This window comes from Gracilibacillus xinjiangensis, from assembly GCF_042651765.1.
GTDB lineage: Bacteria > Bacillota > Bacilli > Bacillales > Amphibacillaceae > Gracilibacillus > Gracilibacillus xinjiangensis.
In genome coordinates this window covers 35,353-56,259 of sequence record NZ_JBHSDT010000001.1, presented here as the reverse complement: position 1 = coordinate 56,259, position 20,907 = coordinate 35,353, and the positions used below count along the sequence as shown (strand labels likewise).

The window sequence follows — 20,907 nt, the reverse complement described above, 5'->3', positions numbered from 1 at the left end:
GATGAACAATGAACATATTTTTGAAGATAACATAATAGACTATTTGAATGGGAACCTGGATGAAAAAGGGAAACAGACAGTTGAAACACATATAGAAGAATGTGAGCAGTGTAATAGGTTATATAATTTTTGGCAGGACACATTGCCAGCTGATTCAAATATGACACCATCTCCTTTATTGAAGAAGAGAATAGATAAACAGCTCAAAAGAGAAAGGATTCGAAAGCATCCTATTCCAAAACCAACAGCTATTGCTGGTCTTGTTATTATCGTCGTAATTTTCCTGTCCCTTCCAAATATATTAAGACAATCAACAACAACTGAACCTGATTATGAAATTTTTCAAAACAATGAGATTAGTGATCGTGAACTATTTGTCAATAGCCCAGAAGTAGAAAAGCAAGATATCGTGCCAATTGCCGATGATGACCTTGCTGGTAAAGTGTGGGTAAATAATGAGACACAAGAAGTATTATTGGAAGTATACGGATTGGCAGGATTGGATAAAAGGGATTATCAACTATGGATTGTTGATCGTCATAATCGAGCAAAAGGTGAATTATTAATGGTGGAAAACGGATCGACAAGAGTTCTTTATCGACTAGATGATTTATCTCACTATAAATTTCTTAAAGCGAGTGTAGAGCCATTAGGTGGCAGTCAACAACCGACAGGACCTGAAACCTTTTTTGTCAACTTTGAATAATTTACGGAGATAACGACCCATGTCAAAGAGCCGAGCATATTTTGCTCGGCTTTCTTACCTAATGTTTTTCCAACTCAAATAAATCTTCCAATTTATCATTTAAAAAAGTATGTGCATCGCGGATACCTATGTTATAAAAAGTCGGTGATAATTCTTTTATAATAAAATCGAGGATAAATCCTGCTTCTAAATTACCTATAGACTCGCCGCGCTCATTAAAGAAGTAATCTTGGAGCAAATGAATAAATTCCTCCCGCTTTTCTTTCGTTAACTGAAATGGCAGATCCATATAACTCAACTCCTTTCTTAAGTTGAGTATATCATTTATTTCGCAGCTTTTTGCAGTTTCTGAATCATCTTTAAAGAACGGCCAGTACCAATAGCTACAGATTCCAGTGGATTTGGCGCAATATGGACAGGTACTTGGATTTCTCCAGATAACCAGTCTTGCATGCCATGTAATAAAGCGCCACCGCCAGTAATGGTTATTCCTTGGTCGACAATATCTCCGCTTAACTCTGGCGGACAGTTTTCAAGTGTATCATGTATCGCGTGTAAAATTGTTTCAAGTACCTCGCGAATTGCGGATTGTACTTCTGTTGAGCGAATTGTAATCACTTTTGGTAAACCTGTAACAAGATCTCTTCCTCGGACTTCCATAGTTTGCTCTGGATGATTTATCAGGGCATATCCAATTTCGATCTTAATTTTTTCCGCAGTACTTTCACCAATTAACACATTGTAATTCTTTTTGATATATTGAATGATTTCTTCATCAATGTGATCACCCCCAACGCGGACCGATCTGCTTGTCACAACACCACCGAATGAAATAATTCCAACTTCACTAGTTCCACCGCCAATATCAACAATCATACTAGCTTGTGGTTCAGACACAGGTAAATCTGCCCCGATAGCTGCTGCAATCGGTTCTTCAATCAAATGAACTTCTTTTGCACCAAAGCTCTTTATTGCATTATCAATCGCTCTTCTTTCGACAGCTGTACTTCCTGTTGGGGTACAAACAACAACACTTGGTTTACGCATTGACAAGCCTGACTTTTTGCCGACTTTTTTCAAGAATGCTGTCAACATTTGTGTCGTTGAATCAAAATCAGCAATAACTCCATTCTTTAATGGTCTGACTGGCACAATATTTTTCGGTGTTTTACCAATCATATTTTTCGCTTCATTCCCAACAGCAACAACAGCATTTGTACGAGTGTCTAATGCCACTACAGCGGGTTCATTTAAAATAATTCCTTTTGATTTTGTATATATTAAAATATTAGCAGTACCTAAATCAATTCCAATTTCTGTATTCGAGAACATTTCTTGTAACCTCCATATGTTGTGAAAAAATTTTACCTTATTCATAATTGTTCATATTTTAATGAGAAATTATGACCGTACTTTAGTTGGAACTTATTGTTAAAAAGGTAATTTGGATAATTAATATAGAGAGATACGATGCTAATATTTTTTATATTATTAAAAATCTCTTTCATTTTCTGTATAATAAATATAATGATCAGAAAGGAGTACTAAGGTGAGTTACGAAATTATTTCTTTAAACGTAGGCAAGCCCAGGATACACCAGTTTGGTGAGAAAAAAGTCCACACAGGGTTTGTCAAACAACCAACTACAGAGGTTTGTTATTTGACGAAGACAGGTTTTTTTGAAGACGGACAAGCTGATCTGAAAAACCATGGTGGAGAAGAAAAAGCGCTGTTAATGTATGCGGAGGACCATTACACTTATTGGGAAGGTTTATATGGACAAAACTTTACTTATCCCTCTTTTGGTGAGAATATAACAATAAAGGGCCTGACCGAGAGAGAACTTTATATAGGGGATATCTTTAAACTAGGTGGCTCAATTATACAGGTTGCTCAACCACGCCAGCCTTGTTACAAAATAGCAGCATATCACCAGATCAAAGATATTCCGGCAATTGTGACGAAGACAGGCTTTAGCGGTTACTATTTTAGAGTGCTTCAAGAAGGGGAAGTTTCTGTTCGAGATACCTTGGAGAAAATAGAGGAATCCCAGACGAACGTAACACCATATGATATTTTTGACTGTCTGTTTCATGACCGAGAGAACAAAGAAAGAATGGAAGAATATCTATTGTTAGATACATTGTCAGCTAATGTGAAAAATACGCTTAATAAAAGACTAAGAAAGTTGGGATGATAAGTCTTGGACATTTTTACACAGTTAGCAGAAGAGAAAATAAAGCAGGCAATAAAGAACGGAGAATTTGACCAGTTGCAAGGGAAAGGTAAGCCATTAAAGTGTGAAGATTTATCGCATTTACCAGAAGATTTAAGGATGTCTTATCGAATGATGAAAAATAGTGGCTACTTGCCTGAAGAAGTGATCTTACAAAAGGAATTGGTCTCATTACGTGATATGATAAAGGCATGCCAAGATGATTCAGAAAAAGAACGGTTAGAAAAGCGTTTATCAGAAAAACAACTAAGATTTCAAATGCTGATGGAAAAGCGTCAGTTAACAAAATCCCATATGTATAAAAAATACCAACATAAATTAAATCGCTTATTCTAAGGGGAAAAATAAAATGATAGGTGAAAAGGGTATGGAAATCGAAAAAATAGATCAGCTATTAGATGCTCAGCATTTAAGAAATCAATTAAATCAATTAATCGATGAAAAAACAGATATTAGAAATAAAGAAGAGATTCAAAGGGAAATACATGAACAATTTAATAATGTAAGGAACTTAATGAGTTTGCTCCGACAAGTTAACTCCTTCATCATTTTCGACAGTAATTATCATATGATTTATACAGAAAAGGAATTTGGCAATCATTTGATAACATCAGTCTTCCATACGAAGGTGCCTTTTGCCAATATTATTGATAAGGTTGTTCAAAATGGTAAATGGAAAGGTAAAGTACAATATAATAAAACAGATGGAAAGAAAGCTTGGTGTGATGCAGTTATTTATCCGTTTTCTAACAAACCGGATTTATTTTGTATTGTTTTAAACGGTATAAGCGATAATACGGGATACAATATACAAGAGGAACAAATGATAGAAGCAGAGTACAAGAGGATGCTTCAAGAAATCATGAATCTAATCTTTAAGGTAAGGAAAGAAAATGGCCATATTGCTCTCACTGTCATGGAAGGAAAATTAGCCAAAAAGTTAAATCTGTCTCTAGATATTGAGGAGATTATTCAATCATTAGATGAAGATACATATGTGTTACTAAAAGATAAAATAGAAAAAGCAATGCAAGGGGAAGAGAAGGTATTTAAATTTTATTACAAAGGATCTCACCTTTATACAATGTTATCACCGTTAGTTGACAAAGGGTATGTTACAGAAGTGGTTGGAACAGTGATAGATATTTCCCTATTCGAATACTCACAGCAGCAAATTGAACATTTAGTTACACATGATACCTTAACAGGTCTGCCAAACAGGCATAAATTAATGAAAGATGTGGAATTATTTATATATAATAAACAAATGGATAAGCCGAAAGCAGTAATTTACTGTGATTTAGATCGATTAAAAAATATTAATGATACATTAGGCCAACTAGCGGGGGATCAAGTAATTAATTTAATTGCTGAAAGAATTAAAGAAACCCTCCCAATGGGTAGTTACCTCTATCGATTAGATGGTGATGAGTTTGTCGTTGTGATTGAACAATCGGTTGATGATGTGAAAAGTTTATCAGAACGAGTCCTGCAGAAAATAAGACAACCTTTCGTTATCTCCAATCATGATTTTTATATGACAGCAACCATAGGTATCAGCTATATCAATGAACCAGCAAATAAAGCAGAAGAATATATCAATCGTGCTAGCAGTGCTGTTCATTATGGAAAGATACATGGTGGCAATCAAGTATATGCATACAATAAACAGATGAGTCAAACCTACAATGAGTTATTATTATTAGAATCTGATATTAGAAAAGCTTTCAAGCGCAATGAATTCAGATTAGCTTACCAGCCAAAAGTAGATGTTAAATCAAATCATATTGTTGGTGTGGAAGCATTAATAAGATGGGAGCATGGAAAAAAAGGTAATATCCCTCCCTCAACATTTATCCCAATTGCTGAAGAAATAGGAATGATCCATGCAATTGGGGAGTGGGTATTGTTTGAGGCTTGCCAGCAATTTATGAGATGGAAAAAAGCTGGGGCAGAATCAGTGATGATTGCGGTTAATGTGTCTGCTATAGAACTACAACAGACAGATTTCCTTGATAAGGTTAAGAAAATTATTAAGGAAACAAAAATGGATCCTAATTACTTGGAAATAGAAATAACTGAAAATAGTGTCATGCATAATACAATCGAGTGTATTCATACCATGAAGGAATTAAGGAAAATGGGTATCTCCTTATCCATTGATGATTTTGGAACGGGGTATTCTTCTATGGGTTATTTACAAAAGTTTCCGATCAATTATCTGAAAATAGACCAATCATTTATAAAAGATTTATTTAATGAGGCAGGCAGTGCTGAAATTATTAAAGCAATGATTCAATTAGGTCATACTTTCGGTTTAAAAGTGGTAGCAGAAGGTGTGGAAGGTGAGAAAATACTGCAATTTATTCGTGAAGAAGCTTGCGATTATTATCAGGGATATTTTTATAGTAAGCCGCTTGACCCAATTGAAATAGGAAGAAAATTAAAGAAACCTAACTGATGGTATCATAAAAATATTAATAATTAGGATTAACATGAAGGAATAGGTGGTAGTATATGATTAAAGTGTTATTTGTATGCTTAGGAAATATTTGTCGCTCTCCTATGGCAGAAGCAGTGTTTCGAAAAATTGTACAAGAAAACGGCATGGAAGATCAATTTTATATTGACTCAGCAGGAATGGGAGATTGGCACATCGGGAAACCTCCACATCGTGGAACACAGAAAAAGTTAAATGAAATGAACATTTCTTATGAGGGACAGAAAGCTAGACAGATCATCTTGAATGATTTAGATACGTTCGATTATATTATTGCAATGGATGAGCAGAATATGAATGATTTAACCAATCTAGGTAAACATTCAGAGAATGTTGTTGTAAAGAAACTAATGGATTTCGTTGCAGATGCAAAGGAAAAAGATGTTCCAGATCCATATTTTACTAAGAATTTTGATTATACTTATGAACTAGTAAGAGAAGGATGCGAACATTTATATTCATTTATTCAACAACAGCAACATGATAGTAAGTAAAAAGAAGGGTGGATAATCAATGGGAAAAAAATTATTACTAAAAGGTATAATAACAGGAGCAGCAGTTGGTGGATTATTAACACTGTTCGATCGGGATACACGGAATTTTGTTAATAGAAAATGTCTACAGTCAAAAGAAAATATCAGTTATTTTGTTAAAAATCCAGCTGATTTTGTCCATCAGATTAATAGCACTTACCAGAAATGTTCTAGTCAACTAACAAATGGCTTGTCACAAGCAATGGACATAATGCAGCAGTTAGAAGAGATAACAGGGAACAAAGAGAACAAATGAGTAAGCAGACATGGCTGGACAAGCCCTTTATCACATTTCTAAAACAACTTTTTAAAAGAATCAATAATGATGAGGTTCCCGGCCTTGCTGCACAATTATCTTTTTTCTTTTTACTGTCTTTATTTCCTTTTATGATCTTTCTCGTAACATTGATTGGTTTTCTGCCATATACCAACATTAATGTAATTAATTTCATCTCAAACTATGCTCCACAAGAAATAGTTACATTATTAAATGAGAATATTACTCAGATTATGAATGAACGAAATAGTGGCCTGTTGTCTATTGGTATTATTGGTACACTATGGTCTGCATCTAATGGAATTAATGCGCTAATGAGAGCATTTAATCATGCTTATAACATTGAGGAAGAGCGATCATTTATCGTTGCACGCGGGATCTCAATCATCTTAACAATCGCTATGGTATTTGTTATATTAATAGCTTTTGCCCTCCCCGTATTTGGTCGCATAATAGGTGAGTTTATCTTCTCATTTGTCGGATTATCAGATGACTTTCTCTCACTATGGGAGATGTTAAGATGGGTAGTTTCATCTGTTATCTTTTTTATTGTATTATCTGCATTATATTTACTTGCACCAAGTAAACGTGTGAAATTTAAACATGTATATATTGGAGCGATCTTTTCTACCATATGCTGGCAATTGACATCATTGGCATTTTCCTTATATGTATCAACAATGGGTAATTATTCGGCCACTTATGGGAGTCTGGGTGGTGTAATTATTCTCATGTTATGGTTATACCTTTCTGCCATGATTATTATTGTTGGTGGAGAGATAAACGCCCTATATGAAAAAAAGAAGCTTGAGAAGCTATAGTATATAGAAGGACACGAGTGAATAATCATTTGTGTCCTTTTTATTATGTATCTATCATTGACCTATTATTCAAATAGATTATAACAGTATATTTGAAATGATAGTTACAGTGTTTAAAAAGGTTGAAAATTAAGGGATAAACTGTTATCTTTTAAAAGATAGAATATATATAACAAATAAAAAAGGGGTGGACAATTTTGAAGAAAGTATTTATGTTAATCAGTTTAATTCTTGTTAGTTTGTTAGTTGCTTGTGGTACTGGAAATGGAGAAAATTCAGCAAATAGTGATAAAAATCCAGAAAATGGAGAAAACACTAACAGTGAAACCGCAGAGAACACAGGGGAAAAGTGGAGTCAAATTGAGGAAAAGGGCGAACTAGTTGTAGGAACATCTGGAACATTAATTGGTGCATCTACATATGAACAAGGCTCCGAGGAACTTACAGGCTATGATGTGGAAATAATGAGAGAGGTTGCTGAAAGATTAGGCTTAGAAGTAAAATTTGAAATAATGGGTATTGACAGTATGCTTCCTTCTATTGAAAGTGGCAGAATCGATGTTGCTGCAAATGATATCGAAGTAACAGATAAACGAAAAGAGAAGTTTTCTTTTACTGACCCATATAAATATTCTTATACAACGATGGTAGTTAGAAAGGCTGATTATTCGGGAATCAGCAGCTTGGAGGACCTTGAAGGGAAACGAGCTGGCGGCGGAGCGACAACAATATACAGTCAAATAGCAGAACATTTTGGTGCGGAAGTAGTCACATATGGGAATGCACCAAATGAAGCTTATTTAAGGGATGTGAATAATGGCAATACAGATGTCATCGTGAATGATTACTACTTATCGAAATTTGGTATCGCTGCATTCCCGGAATTTGATATTATGTTACATCCTGAACTGAAATTCCATCCGACAGAGCAAGCAGCTGTTATGGCAAAAGATGCGACAACTTTGCAGGAAAAGATAAATGAAAAGCTTGCTGAAATGCGAGAAGATGGTACATTATCTGAACTTGCCATGGAATTTTATCATGAAGATGCTTCCCAAAAGCCAGAAGGGGATATTGAGGAGATAGAAGGACTTGATTTATAAGGTGTGAGATACACGATGCAAGATTTTTTTGATGTAAAATTAGCGATTGAAAACTTACCATTTATTTTAGGCGGTCTACCAATGACGATTGCAGTTTCTTTTGTTGCAATGGCATTTGGGCTGTTTCTGGGGCTGTTTATCTCACTGGCAAGAAGCTCTGAACTCCTGGTATTAAGATACCCGGCCAGGGTCTATATCTCATTTATGCGAGGGACACCAATATTGGTTTTCTTATTCATTTTATACTATGGTTTACCAATGATAGAGCTTCGGATGTCTGCATATATGGCTGCAGTACTGGGATTTGGTTTAAATAGTGCAGCATATATTGCAGAAGTGATTCGTTCCTCGATCAATAGTGTTCCAAGTGGTCAGTGGGAATCAGCTAAAGCATTAGGTTTTAGTTATTGGCAAACTTTGCGAAAAGTAATTTTGCCTCAAGGGGTAAGAATTGCTATGCCTCCATTGACAAATATATTTTTAGATCTGGTTAAAGCAACATCCCTTGCTGCTGTTATCACAGTGCCTGAGTTATTTCAAAAAGCACAAATTGCTGGCGGCAGGGAATTTGATACATTAACAATGTACATTCTGGTTGCACTAATTTACTGGCCGCTTTGTATAGTAATTGCGTTTTTCCAAGAGAAGATGGAGGATCGTTTTAGTCGATATGTAAAATAAAAAGACAGGAGTAAACCCTAAATTGGTTTATTCCTGTCTTATTTGTTCAAAGATTAAGCATAATCTTTGAAATCATGTTGTAAACTTTTCACCATTATAACAGGTCAGATTCTTATGTGGATAGTTTCGTACACGCTTCTCTTATTCCTTTATACCAATCACACGAATTCGTTTATAATCTGCCACCCATTTACCATCAATATACATATGTTTTTGGAGGCTTGCCTCCATATTAGCTAAGATTTCTTCTTTCCTATCGTCATTTGTTTGTTCGAAAAAGTGAGAGGCGAACATTTTTATCCATTTTCTAACACCATCTTGTCCTTCAAGTGGTGTGGGACGATCAAAGTGTTGTGCAAAAATAACCCGCAACCCAACTTTCTCCATTAATGTACTGTATTCTGCAATACTAGGAAAATACCATGGGTAAAGTTCAGAACTTTCGTTAATATGGAACTGTTTCATCAGTTCCTCTGCAATTAATTGAATATTACCTCTTCCCCCAAACTCTGCAACAAATCTTCCGCCATATTTCAAGGAAGCGTAGATATTACGTAAAGCTAACTCTGGTTGTTTTACCCAATGAAGTGCAGCATTTGAGAAAACAGCATCAAAATCATTTCCCACATCCATTTGCAAAACATCTTCTACTCTAAAGTCGATCTCAGGGTATTTCATAACAGCTTGGTCAATCATATTTTTAGATTGATCAATACCTATTACCTTAATACCCATTTTTGCTAACTGATTAGCCAGATCTCCAGTTCCGCAACCAATATCAAGAATTTTTTCTGTTTTTTTAGGAGCTAATAATTCGATGACTCCACTTCCAAACTTTGAAACAAATGCATGTTGTTGATCATATAAATCAGCATTCCACGTATCTTCCGTCATAGCTACACATCCCTTTTATTATGAGTTAGTGATATTATATTAGAAAGAACTTATAATGAAAATTAAATATTATGATAAATTTTAATAACTAAACGTTATTAATAAAGGTAGGAGACATATAACTATGGAGATGAAATGGATAAAGACATTTGTGGTTGCCGCAAAATATGAGAATTTCAGGAAAACATCGGAGGAGCTATTTTTAACACAACCAGCTATTACAAAGCATGTGAAGAGATTAGAGGAACATCTCCAAACTAATTTATTTGATAGAGTGGGAAAAATGGTGATGCTAACAGCAGCAGGAAAGCAATTCTTGCCATATGCAAAAGACTTATTAGTAAGCTATGAGGAGGGATTAGCTAATTTTGAATCATGGAAGCAAGGGTATTCAAGAAAATTGATACTCGCGACTGCTCCGCAAATCGCATCATCTTTTCTTCCAGATCTTTTACGTAAATTTATGGAAGTGAAGCCTGATATTGAGGTGTTTATCAATGTGAAGAGCTCATTTGAAATTGGCGAGGAGATAGTAAGGGGAAATGCTGATATTGGTTTGACGAGAATGGAACCATTACAAAAAAACTTGAATTCGGAGGTTTTGCATCAAGAACCTGTCATCCTGGTTGGACCTTCAAGTAAACAACTTAGTGAAGCGGAGGCATTAGCAAATTACAGATTAATCACACATAATCATCCGGAATACTGGGATAGCTTATTACTTGATGTAAAACGATCTTTCCCTGCGATTCAAACGATGGTGGTTAATCAAATGGAAGTTACGAAAAAATTCATCGAAAGTGGTTTAGGTGTATCCTATCTGCCCAGATCAATTGTAATAGAGGAAACGAATCAAAGAAAACTAATGGAAATAGAAACAGGAATTATAATCCCTCCTTCATCTTTTACCTATGTCGTGACAAAAGTAGAGACAACAGAGGCAAGAGAATTTATTTGTTTTTTGAAAAAACATTTACCTGATTAAATAATAATTTAAAAGTAAAGGGATTTAGATGGTAAACAGAGAATGTTTAATATAACGATATAGATGGGTGGGTTGGTCGATATGATGATATCAAAGAAAACATTTACCAAAACAAGTAATTGGTTAAAACGAAATGCAAGGCCGCTAGAAGTTGCTAGATGGGAATACGTCTTTGAAGGGAAAGATCGAACGAATGTGTTAGAAGTTTTAAGAGCTTATCAAAATGACGATGGAGGTTTTGGTCATGGTATTGAGCCAGACTTCTGGTTGCCAGATTCGTCACCGATGGCCTCATGGTTTGCTGGTCAGATCTTATTAGAAGTGGAAGCTGCTAATGACGATCCAATGGTTATTGCATTAATGGATTATTTAGTTAAATCCTACAATAAAGAAGCAGGATTGTGGTTATCTGTCCTGCCAGAAAATAATTCCTATCCACATGCACCTTGGTGGCATTGGCAAGAAAATGCACAAGAGAATTGGAAGTTTAATCCTAGTGCAGAATTAGCAGCTTTTCTTTTAAATTGGTCTTCTAAGCAAAGTGATCCATGGCAAATAGGCAATGATGTGCTGAATAATGCGCTGAAGCGTTTAATGGAAGCTAATAAGATGGATTCTCATGAAATCTTTAATTATCAGAGATTATATCGAATGTTAATTCGAAAAGAAGCAGTTCTTACTGGACGTTCAACCTGTACTTTGGATCAAATTTTTAACAAACTGGCGGCTCTTATTGAAAGTAGTGTAGAGAAGGATATAAAATCATGGGCAACAGGTTATAAACCACTGCCATTAGATTTTGTGGTTAATTCTGAGGATCCTTTTTGTAAAATGTTTGGGGATTTAGTTGAAGCGAATTTGAAATTTTATATAGAGCAGTTAACGGAAGATGGTGTTTGGAGAATCCCATGGGAGTGGGGACAATATCCAGAAGTATTTCCTATTGCCAAAAGGTATTGGGAAGGAATCTTAGCGATTGATAGATATACAAAACTGCAATTATTTGATTGTTTAGAATAGGGTGAAATGAAGGTTGAGTCATTCATTAATAAGAAAAGTAGAAGAATTATCCATGAATGCATTTCCCTCATTACAAACATGCTTATATGATGGCTGGATCTTTAACTCAATACATATAATTAAGATTTTTAAAGTGTACCATTATTGATATAGGGTAAAGAATTAAGCGGAAGTTTTATTAAGAAAATGTCGTCTTTTAAAATTGTGTAAATATTCAGATTATAATTTTTAATATTTTTTTGCCTATGATATGATGAAACATGAATATATTTTAGTAGTTACAAGATAACAAAAGAAGAGGTGTATAACAATGAAAATCATAGTAGCAGGTGGAGATGGGTTCTGCGGTTGGCCGACCGCTCTTTATTTATCACAGAAAGGCCATGATGTCTCTATCATTGACAGCATGGTTAGAAGAAAGATTGATAGCGAACTACATTCTAACTCTTTAACACCGATTGCAACACTGGAAGAGCGTGTAGCGAAATGGAGAGAGATTACAGGAAAGGAAATTCGTATATATGATGGAGATCTAGTCCATTATGATTTCTTAAAAGAAGTGTTAAAAAGAGAGACGCCAGATGCTTTTGTTCATTTTGCTGAACAACGATCTGCACCATACTCTATGATTGACCGGGAACATGCTGTATATACACAACATAACAATGTTACCGGGACACTGAATGTATTATTTGGAATTAAAGAAATTATTCCTGATTGCCATTTAATAAAATTGGGTACACTAGGAGAGTATGGTACACCAAATATACAAATTGAAGAAGGCTATATTGAAATTGAACATAAAGGAAGAAAAGATGTACTGCCATTTCCGAAACAGCCTGGTTCCTTTTACCACTTATCTAAGGTACATGATAGTCATAACATTATGTTTGCATGTAAAATTTGGGGTATTCGAGCAACAGATTTAAATCAGGGCATTGTATATGGATTAGATACCGAAGAAACAAAACTTGACCCTGTTCTTACCAATCGCTTAGATTATGATGGTGTGTTTGGAACAGCATTGAATCGCTTCATCATTCAATCAACAATAGGTCATGATCTAACAGTTTACGGTAAAGGTGGACAAACTCGTGGCTTCCTACATATTAAAGATACGGTGCGTTGTATTGAGATTGCTGCAGAGAATCCAGCGGATAAGGGTGAATTCCGAGTCTTTAACCAATTTACAGAAGAACACAGTGTCGGTGACTTAGCCAGAAAAGTTCAAAAAGTAGCGAATGAAGAAGGATACCCTACGAATATTGCCAATTTAGAGAATCCTCGAGTGGAACTAGAAGATCATTTCTTTCATGCTGAAAATACGAAATTAAAAGACTTAGGATTAGAACCTCATCTATTAGATGATGAAGTAATCCGTGAAATACTTAGAACAGTTGTTGACCATAAAGACCGTGTAATAAAAGAAAATATATTGCCACGAGTAACGTGGAAATAAAATCAGTATTGATAAACAATGCTTAGGCTCTCACCATAAGATCAGGAACAAGCCGAATTTCTTTAATAAACATTTCACCATTAAGGATGGTTATTTATGAAAATATTAGTGATCACCGAGACATTCTTACCATCAACAGATGGTGTAGTAACACGTCTGACCAATAGTATTCGCTATTTTATTAAAGCAGGCCATCAGGTGCAGATTATTGCACCTGATCTTGGCGTATACGAATTCGAAGGAGCAAAAGTCATTGGAGTAAAAGCAACTAGGCTTTTTTTCTATCGATCGAAAGAATTTGCTATGCCAACAAGCAAAATGAAGAAGATAATTCAGGCATATGACCCAGATGTTGTTCATGTCGTTAATCCAGCGTTACTAGGTGCATCCGGGGTATACTACGCTAAAAAACTTGGATATCCATTGTTAGCATCCTATCATACGCAAGTCCCGAAATATGCTGATTATTATCATTTATCGATTTTCAAAGGTTTACTATGGTGGTATTTCCGTAAGCTTCATAATCAAGCAGACTTGAATTTATGCACTTCACAAGTTGTTCATCAGGAACTGTTAGAACAAGGTTTTAAAAATGTCCATGTATGGAAAAGAGGGGTAGACACAGCGCTTTATCATCCTCGTAATTACAAAGAATCCATGCGGGAAAAACTTACAAACGGACAAGTATCCAAAAAACTCTTATTGTATGTCGGCAGGTTAGCTCCAGAAAAAGAAATAGAGAAGATTAAACATGTTCTTAAAGCATCTGATCAGTTCGCCTTAGCAATTGTTGGAGATGGCCCGCACCGTGAAGTGCTGGAAAGACATTTTAGAGGAACGAACACAGTGTTTACAGGGTTTATGCATGGAGAAGAGTTATCTAGCGCTTATGCTTCATCAGATGTATTTGTTTTTCCTTCCACAACGGAGACATTAGGTTTAGTTATTACAGAGGCAATGGCTTCAGGTTTACCAATTGTGGCAGCAAAAAGTGGACCCACTTGTGAACAGATAGAAGATGGCGAAACTGGTCTCTTGTATGATCAACATATTGAAGGAGACTTCACTCGAACAATCTTGCAGTTTGAAGATGAGACGCTGAGGAGAAGGCTTGCGAAGAAGGCGCGTGAAGAAATAGCCGATATGGGCTGGGACACTCAATCCAAGCAAGTTCTTGATATATATTATGATTTAACAGGGGACAAGCAGGCAAACATTTCGAAAATAGAAAAAGGGAACGAGCAGTAAAGTGAATAAACATGCGTTTACTGGAGTGGCTTTATGGGTGGTAAAGTGAAAAGAAAAAGTGGTCGATATCAATTTTTGCAGTTTGGGATAATTGGTGTCGTGAATGCATTAATTGATATTGGAACCTTCAACCTTTTGTTGCTGTTATTCTATACAGAAGACCGATTGCTGTTACTTGTATATAATACGATTTCTTATATATTCGCTGTTTTAAACAGTTATTTTTGGAATGCAAGCGTTACATTTAACAGAACATCAAAAGGTAGTAATTATCAGCGTTTTGGTTTTTTAATTCAAGCAATCGTCAGTTTAGGTATCAGTAATATCGTCTTTATTGGACTTAACAGTTTAATGGAATGGCTCGGTATACTTAACTGGTTGAGGTATAATATTGCAAAAGGTCTAGCGATGCTCTTTTCCTCATTAGCTAGTTTTTTTATGGTGAAATATCTTGTGTTTAAGGATTATAAGGGAAGAAATATGTAAACAAGCATACACTCCTTTCATATGCTTATTTGTGATAAACTAACAATAATTAATAGGAGGAGGTATATGTATGGATTTTTATCTAAAAGATGGAGGAATACGTACGCATTTTCCGTATGGTGAGCTCGATATTTCTGGAAATGAAAATTACGGGTATCGGCCTTTTCAATTAATGGTTGCTTCTGTAGCGGGTTGCAGTGGATCTGTCTTTCGTAAGATACTTGAAAAGAAAAGAATTAAAATAGATGATTTTAAGATAAGTGCGGAAGTAAAACGCAAGCCAGATGAAGCAAACAGGATTGAATCAATTGATTTACATTATGTTGTAAAAGGTGTTCATTTAGATCGAGAAAAACTAGAAAAAAGTCTGGAAATAGCAAGAAACAATTGCTCTATGATCAGAACAATTGAAAAATCGGTAAAAATAAACGAGTCACTGGAAGTAATCCAATTAAGTAATTAAATGCAGCGAATAATTCTCCATTACTTACCCAAACTAAGAAAAAAAGAAAGGGCGAAAGTAATGAAGAAAATAGGACTATCTGTCATACTGTTATTTATTTTCTCTGCGAATGCATTATGCGCCGAAAAAATCGAGATCCCTAATCATGTTGTTTCAATTGAACAGGAAAATACTTCTCAACAGATGAGAGAAGAAGAGGCAATAGTGGAACCGAGCAAATTTGTTAAAGAGTTAATTGACAATATTGACATAAAAATAGAAAATCCTGAATTAATTAAAATGTTAAATGAGACAGACATTAATCCCTCACCACTTGCCATAGGGTATCGAGCTAATGTCTACTTAGGACACTGGCCATTACGATATGATTCTAAGAATTCGGATGTTAATTGGGAATTTCAATTAATTAATACAAATGAAGCTAATAACTACAATGGTGAAAAGAATGTCGGGATAAATTATGACCAACTGGAAGAGAAGCATATAAAAGGTGGCTTAACATCAAAGGTTAATCATGCTGATCAAATTATGAAATTGATATTAAATTCAGCAGAGAAGAAACATTCACTCCCATTGTCATTCCATACGGTATATGGAAAAGGTACAAGACTTAGCCAAACATATGATGTACCAGTCAAAAAGGTTGGTGCATTAAAAGCATATGCGGCGGCTTTACAAGAAGAAGGACAAATAACGTTTGGAGAAGTTTACATTGAGCTTAAAGGTTCTAAGAAAAACTTGGTGATTAAAAATGTTACGAAACAAGAGATCGGGGCATTTATGCCAATAGAAAACCATGTATCATTTTCTTATAAGACCTACTAAGACACAATCAAAGTGATTGTGTCTTTTTATAAGGATGAGAGCAGGAAAAAAAGAGAACGAGAGTGGACATTAAGTAGAAAATACATTAGTATTGTCAAGGGAAATGGAAAAACAACATTTGATAAAAGGGGTACAAAAATGGCAGAAAATAATGAAAAAATACTTCAACTGAGACAACAATTGGAACGCTTTATTGAACAATTAGATCGATTGGATCCTGAGGAAACATCCGTTGAAGATGTCGACAAGCTAATCCAATTAATAGAGAAAATTGAGTTAAACTTAGATAGAAAATAAGAGAGGGTTATTATCATGGAATGGATCGTAGCAGCATCCGTAATTACGATGCTTGTCCTGAGTTTACTTCGTGTCCATGTCATTTTTGCTATTATTATTTCAGCAATCGTAGCAGGTATTTTGGCGGGAATGAATATTCAAGACACTGTAGAAATGCTTATCGAGGGAATGGGCGGACAAGCTAGTACAGCTTTAAGTTATATTTTATTAGGTGTATTTGCAGCAATGATTAGCTATACAGGCATTACTACAATATTAGTTAGGGGATTAATACAAGTATTAACTGGAAAAAAAACAATGCTAGTATTAGCTATTGCTGGTATTGCCTGTTTTTCACAAAATTTAGTTCCAGTCCATATTGCTTTTATACCTATTTTGATCCCACCCTTATTAAAGATATTTGATCAGATGAAATTAGACAGGCGGGCTGTGGCAACAGCATTAACTTTTGGTTTAAAGGCTCCATATATGGCTATTCCAATTGGATATGGACTTATCTTTCATGAAACGATTCAAAAAGGGATGAGCACAAATGGAGTAGAATTATCCGTAAGTGAAATAGCTTTATCTCTTTTGATTCCAGTTTCTGGAATGATTATTGGTTTATTGGTCGCTGTATTTATAACATACCGCAGGGATCGCGAACCGAGACAATTGCTCAAAATTAATTGGCATGATCAAAAGGAGAAGGACTTAGCGATAACCTTTAACCGGCAACATACGTTTACAATTTTTGCTATATTCATTGCGTTAGCGGTCCAAATAATAACAGAAAGTCTTGTAATAGGTGCATTAGCAGGTATTATCAGTATGGTTATATTCTTCGCAGTTCCATTAAAAGAAGGAGATGCATTTGTTCAAAAAGGTGTGACAATGATGGGGACAATTGCATTTGTTATGTTAGTAGCATCGGGCTTTGCTGAAATTTTGAAAAAGACGGGAGCAGTAGATGCACTTGTAGAATCTTCTTCTACCATGCTCGGACAAAATCATGCAATTATTGCCCTGATTTTATTATTGGTGGGATTACTTATCACATTGGGAATTGGTTCATCATTTGGAACAATTCCAATTATTGCTGCATTATATGTTCCCATTTGTATTGCTGCCGGTTTTTCTCCTATGGCCATTGCTGCATTAATAGGTACCGCAGCTGCATTAGGGGATGCAGGTTCGCCAGCCTCTGATAGTACTCTAGGACCAACATCCGGGTTAAGTGTTGATGGCAAGCATCATCATATTTGGGATACATGTGTGCCAACTTTTTTACACTTTAATATTCCTTTGTTTATTTTTGGATGGGTTGCCAGCATTATTTTATAATTTATTAGCATAAGATCATCTATTTCACGGAGAATAGTAATAAAAAAGGTGATGGATATGCGAAAATTATATGTAACTTTTTTGATTGGTGTTATATTTACGATGCTGCCAATAGAGATGACTGCTGTAAGTTATGGATGGGGCTATAAGAAAGCAACAGACCACGAACAACCTGATGTAGGAAAATATAAGGAAATCCTTGAGAAATACAATAGCTTTTACGTTGATACGTCTGGTGATAAGCATGTCTATCTTACATTTGATAATGGTTATGAAGCAGGATTTACAGAACAGATATTAGATGTTCTAAAAGAAGAAAATGTTCCGGCAACTTTCTTTTTAACGGGTCACTATGTTGATGACAAGCCTGATTTAGTAAAACGGATGTTAAGTGAAGGGCATATTATAGGAAATCACTCGGATACTCACAGGGATTTTACCAAACTGTCCAAAGAAGAGTTAAAAGAAGATATTGAAATATTAAGCAATAAGCTAAAGAAGGTTTCAAATAAGGCAGTCGTTCAATATGTAAGGCCACCAAAAGGCACGTTTAATGAGCAATCATTACAATGGGCAAATGAGCTAGGTTATACCCATGTATTCTGGTCCTTGGCATTTGTTGATTGGAATGAAGGACAAGAGAAGGGTTGGCAGTATGCATACAATCAAGTTATTGACCAGATTCATCCAGGTGCAATTGTTTTAATGCATACAGTATCAAAAGATAATGCAGATGCCTTGGCACCAATAATTAAAGAACTGAAAAAACAGGGGTATGAATTTAAAAGTCTAGATGATTTAATGATGAAACAGTTACTTCCAGAAGCATTGATTGGATTATAAAAAACTTGGCGGTTTTTATATCGCCAAGTTTTTTTCTTATTCTTCATCATCGAGAACACGATACGCCATATCGAATAATACAAGTTGACTATCAATTAACGATTTAGGTGATTCATCTTTAACATGAGTATAGCTGCCATCACTGTGCTGTATCCTCATTTTTGCTGTATCACGCAAGGTAATATCAAAAATCTCCAATATTCTTGCTTTTATCCGCCCTTCAAATATCGGAAACATTAATTCCACACGTTTAACCATATTTCTAGTCATCAGGTCAGCAGAAGACAGGAAAATTTTTTCTTCTCCATTATGATGAAAATAATAAATTCGGCTGTGCTCCAAAAACCTACCTACAATGCTTCTAACATTAATGTTATCACTAATTCCTTTAATGCCTGGCTTCAAACAGCATATACCACGAATAATTAAATCGATTTTCACACCAGCTTGTGAGGCTTCGTAAAACTTTTGGATTAATGGTTTATCTGTTAAAGAGTTCATCTTTAAGATCATCCTCCCATTACCATACTTTTTATGGTAGGATATCTCTGCATCAATGTATTGAATAATATCATTTCGTATATCGAAAGGTGACATTGATAAGTGATGGAAGTCCGGTTTTTCCGTATAACCACTTAAGTAGTTGAAGAAATTTGTTGCATCAATGCCGAATTTACGCTTGGTTGTTAGGTATGACATGTCTGTGTAAAATTTCGCGGTTTGATCATTATAATTACCTGTTCCCAGATGAACTACACGTTCAATCTTTCCGTTGGTTCTTCTGACAACTAAAGTGATCTTACTATGTGTTTTTAATGAAATCATTCCATAAATGACATGGCACCCTGCTTTTTCTAATGTTTTTGCCCACTGTACATTATTCTCTTCATCAAAGCGTGCCTTTAGCTCAACAAGGACAGTAACCTGCTTTCCGTTCTCAGCAGCTCTCTTCAATCCTTCTATGATAGGAGAATCACCACTTACGCGATATAATGTTTGTTTAATTGCTAATACTTCAGGATCATCTGCTGCTTCACTAATTAAATCAATAATAGGTGAAAATGATTCGTAAGGATGATGTAAAAAGATATCCCGTTTACGGACAGCCTCATATATATTCTCATCTTCATGGATATCTTGTGCTGGTTGAGGAATTAATGTCTGAAAAACAAGTTCTTCATAATCTTTCTTAAGTGTGCTGTAAAAATCTGCAAGGAAGGTTAAATCTAAAGGGCCATGAATGATATAAAGATCTTTACGATGGATTTCAAGCACGTGTAAAAGAAATTCGATCATTTGAGGATTCTCTTCTCGTGCATCCACTTCTAAGCGAACGGCTGCACCCCATTTTCTTTTTTTTAATTCCTTCTCAATCTCCTTAAGTAAATCTCTGGCACCTTCTTCATGAATTGTCATATCGGCATTTCTAGTAATACGAAAAGTTGTTGTCGATTTTACCCTGTATCCTTTGAAGAATTTGCCGATAAAATGACTGATTAGATCTTCCAATAATATATATTGATGTTCTTCTCCTAATCGAATAAATCTGTCTAACAGTACAGGTACTTGTACTATAGCCGTTTTCAATTGATGGGAGTCCAAATCATATAAATCCTCTAACTGTACTGCTAAATTGATAGACTTATTTAGTAACATAGGAAAAGCACGGTATGCATCGATTGCCATAGGTGTTAGTACAGGAAATATGTGTTCATCAAAGTAATTTTCTAAATCATTTAATTGTGAAATGGACAAGTCACCCATTTTCAAAAGCTGAATACCAGCTTTCTCAAGGTATCCTGTTAGATTTCCGTATATATCATATTGCTCTTCAACTAATTGATGATTAAATTTAGATATTTGTGATAACTGTTCTTTTGGTGTAAGACCAGATTTATTATCTTTACGGTTGAAGCCAGCTTTTACTTGATCTTTCAATCCTGCAACTCGAACCATGAAAAATTCATCTAAGTTGGAAGAAAATATGGATAGAAAACGAAGTCTTTCCAATAAAGGATTGCTTTCATCACCGGCCTCTCCCAGTACTCGTTTATTAAAAGATAACCAACTAAGCTCTCTGTTATTATAATAAGAAGGCAGTCCTAGTTGTTTCCCTAATTCAATCGTCGTCATTGATAATCATTCCTTTTTGCAGTTTATGAAAGTTATTTAAAAAAATAGTACTAAAGATTAAATATATCCTAATC

23 protein-coding genes are annotated in these 20,907 nt (G+C 35.1%); 19 read left to right on the top strand and 4 right to left on the bottom strand.

The window, feature by feature from the left end:
- Position 1: 1 nt before the first annotated feature.
- The gene (locus tag ACFOY7_RS00290) at positions 2-706 is read left to right on the top strand and encodes an anti-sigma factor domain-containing protein (protein ID WP_390248215.1); all 705 of its coding nucleotides are present in this window, start codon (positions 2-4) and stop codon (positions 704-706) included.
- 58 nt (positions 707-764) lie between these two features.
- On the opposite strand, the gene ACFOY7_RS00285 is transcribed toward ACFOY7_RS00290, so the two are convergent.
- Both ACFOY7_RS00285 and mreBH read right to left on the bottom strand, forming a co-directional pair.
- On the bottom strand, positions 765-995 hold the full coding sequence (locus ACFOY7_RS00285) for a DUF2164 domain-containing protein (protein ID WP_390248213.1): 231 nt from the start codon (positions 993-995) through the stop codon (positions 765-767).
- 35 nt (positions 996-1,030) lie between these two features.
- Positions 1,031-2,038 (bottom strand): rod-share determining protein MreBH, encoded by a 1,008-nt coding sequence (gene mreBH / locus ACFOY7_RS00280; protein ID WP_390248212.1) that lies wholly within the window; start codon positions 2,036-2,038, stop codon positions 1,031-1,033.
- Positions 2,039-2,255: 217 nt separating this feature from the next.
- Between mreBH and ACFOY7_RS00275 the strand changes: the two genes are divergently transcribed.
- The 8 genes from ACFOY7_RS00275 to ACFOY7_RS00240 all read left to right on the top strand — a co-directional run bounded on the left by ACFOY7_RS00275 (position 2,256) and on the right by ACFOY7_RS00240 (position 8,857).
- Complete coding sequence (locus ACFOY7_RS00275; protein WP_390248211.1) at positions 2,256-2,903, top strand: MOSC domain-containing protein; 648 nt, start codon at positions 2,256-2,258, stop codon at positions 2,901-2,903.
- Between the two features lie 6 nt (positions 2,904-2,909).
- A complete protein-coding gene (locus ACFOY7_RS00270; RefSeq protein WP_390248209.1) occupies positions 2,910-3,278 on the top strand; it encodes a DnaJ family domain-containing protein in 369 nt (122 codons plus the stop codon).
- Between the two features lie 13 nt (positions 3,279-3,291).
- The gene (locus ACFOY7_RS00265; protein ID WP_390248207.1) at positions 3,292-5,403 is read left to right on the top strand and encodes a putative bifunctional diguanylate cyclase/phosphodiesterase; all 2,112 of its coding nucleotides are present in this window, start codon (positions 3,292-3,294) and stop codon (positions 5,401-5,403) included.
- A gap of 56 nt (positions 5,404-5,459) precedes the next feature.
- Positions 5,460-5,936, top strand: coding sequence for a low molecular weight protein-tyrosine-phosphatase (locus ACFOY7_RS00260; protein ID WP_390248205.1), 477 nt, complete (start codon positions 5,460-5,462; stop codon positions 5,934-5,936).
- 19 nt (positions 5,937-5,955) lie between these two features.
- Positions 5,956-6,231 (top strand): YtxH domain-containing protein, encoded by a 276-nt coding sequence (locus ACFOY7_RS00255; RefSeq protein ID WP_390248203.1) that lies wholly within the window; start codon positions 5,956-5,958, stop codon positions 6,229-6,231.
- The gene (locus ACFOY7_RS00250; RefSeq protein WP_390248201.1) at positions 6,228-7,073 is read left to right on the top strand and encodes a YihY/virulence factor BrkB family protein; all 846 of its coding nucleotides are present in this window, start codon (positions 6,228-6,230) and stop codon (positions 7,071-7,073) included. Before ACFOY7_RS00255 ends, ACFOY7_RS00250 begins: the two co-directional genes overlap by 4 nt.
- Positions 7,074-7,270: 197 nt before the next feature.
- Positions 7,271-8,176, top strand: coding sequence for a transporter substrate-binding domain-containing protein (locus ACFOY7_RS00245; protein ID WP_390248199.1), 906 nt, complete (start codon positions 7,271-7,273; stop codon positions 8,174-8,176).
- A 15-nt stretch (positions 8,177-8,191) separates the two neighbouring features.
- Positions 8,192-8,857, top strand: coding sequence for an amino acid ABC transporter permease (locus ACFOY7_RS00240; RefSeq protein WP_390248197.1), 666 nt, complete (start codon positions 8,192-8,194; stop codon positions 8,855-8,857).
- A 141-nt stretch (positions 8,858-8,998) separates the two neighbouring features.
- Here the strand turns inward: ACFOY7_RS00240 and ACFOY7_RS00235 are convergent, their stop codons facing one another.
- The gene (locus ACFOY7_RS00235; RefSeq protein ID WP_390248195.1) at positions 8,999-9,751 is read right to left on the bottom strand and encodes a class I SAM-dependent methyltransferase; all 753 of its coding nucleotides are present in this window, start codon (positions 9,749-9,751) and stop codon (positions 8,999-9,001) included.
- Between the two features lie 124 nt (positions 9,752-9,875).
- Between ACFOY7_RS00235 and ACFOY7_RS00230 the strand changes: the two genes are divergently transcribed.
- The 10 genes from ACFOY7_RS00230 to pdaA all read left to right on the top strand — a co-directional run bounded on the left by ACFOY7_RS00230 (position 9,876) and on the right by pdaA (position 18,700).
- A complete protein-coding gene (locus ACFOY7_RS00230) occupies positions 9,876-10,736 on the top strand; it encodes a LysR family transcriptional regulator (protein ID WP_390248193.1) in 861 nt (286 codons plus the stop codon).
- Positions 10,737-10,817: 81 nt separating this feature from the next.
- Positions 10,818-11,756: a prenyltransferase/squalene oxidase repeat-containing protein gene (locus ACFOY7_RS00225; protein ID WP_390248191.1), complete on the top strand. Its 939-nt coding sequence runs from the start codon at positions 10,818-10,820 to the stop codon at positions 11,754-11,756.
- A gap of 310 nt (positions 11,757-12,066) precedes the next feature.
- Positions 12,067-13,215, top strand: a complete 1,149-nt coding sequence (locus ACFOY7_RS00220; protein WP_390248190.1) for an NAD-dependent epimerase/dehydratase family protein — start codon at positions 12,067-12,069, stop codon at positions 13,213-13,215.
- A gap of 96 nt (positions 13,216-13,311) precedes the next feature.
- The gene (locus tag ACFOY7_RS00215) at positions 13,312-14,463 is read left to right on the top strand and encodes a glycosyltransferase family 4 protein (protein ID WP_390248188.1); all 1,152 of its coding nucleotides are present in this window, start codon (positions 13,312-13,314) and stop codon (positions 14,461-14,463) included.
- 33 nt (positions 14,464-14,496) lie between these two features.
- Positions 14,497-14,949, top strand: a complete 453-nt coding sequence (locus ACFOY7_RS00210) for a GtrA family protein (protein ID WP_390248186.1) — start codon at positions 14,497-14,499, stop codon at positions 14,947-14,949.
- Positions 14,950-15,019: 70 nt separating this feature from the next.
- Positions 15,020-15,412: an OsmC family protein gene (locus tag ACFOY7_RS00205; protein ID WP_390248184.1), complete on the top strand. Its 393-nt coding sequence runs from the start codon at positions 15,020-15,022 to the stop codon at positions 15,410-15,412.
- 60 nt (positions 15,413-15,472) lie between these two features.
- Positions 15,473-16,237, top strand: a complete 765-nt coding sequence (locus ACFOY7_RS00200) for a YfkD family protein (protein WP_390248182.1) — start codon at positions 15,473-15,475, stop codon at positions 16,235-16,237.
- Between the two features lie 138 nt (positions 16,238-16,375).
- Positions 16,376-16,534, top strand: coding sequence for an SE1561 family protein (locus ACFOY7_RS00195; RefSeq protein WP_390248180.1), 159 nt, complete (start codon positions 16,376-16,378; stop codon positions 16,532-16,534).
- A gap of 15 nt (positions 16,535-16,549) precedes the next feature.
- Positions 16,550-17,857: a Na+/H+ antiporter family protein gene (locus ACFOY7_RS00190; protein WP_390248178.1), complete on the top strand. Its 1,308-nt coding sequence runs from the start codon at positions 16,550-16,552 to the stop codon at positions 17,855-17,857.
- Between the two features lie 57 nt (positions 17,858-17,914).
- On the top strand, positions 17,915-18,700 hold the full coding sequence (gene pdaA, locus ACFOY7_RS00185) for a delta-lactam-biosynthetic de-N-acetylase (RefSeq protein WP_390248176.1): 786 nt from the start codon (positions 17,915-17,917) through the stop codon (positions 18,698-18,700).
- A 36-nt stretch (positions 18,701-18,736) separates the two neighbouring features.
- On the opposite strand, the gene ACFOY7_RS00180 is transcribed toward pdaA, so the two are convergent.
- Positions 18,737-20,833, bottom strand: coding sequence for an RNA degradosome polyphosphate kinase (locus tag ACFOY7_RS00180; protein WP_390248174.1), 2,097 nt, complete (start codon positions 20,831-20,833; stop codon positions 18,737-18,739).
- Between the last annotated feature and the right edge of the window lie 74 nt (positions 20,834-20,907).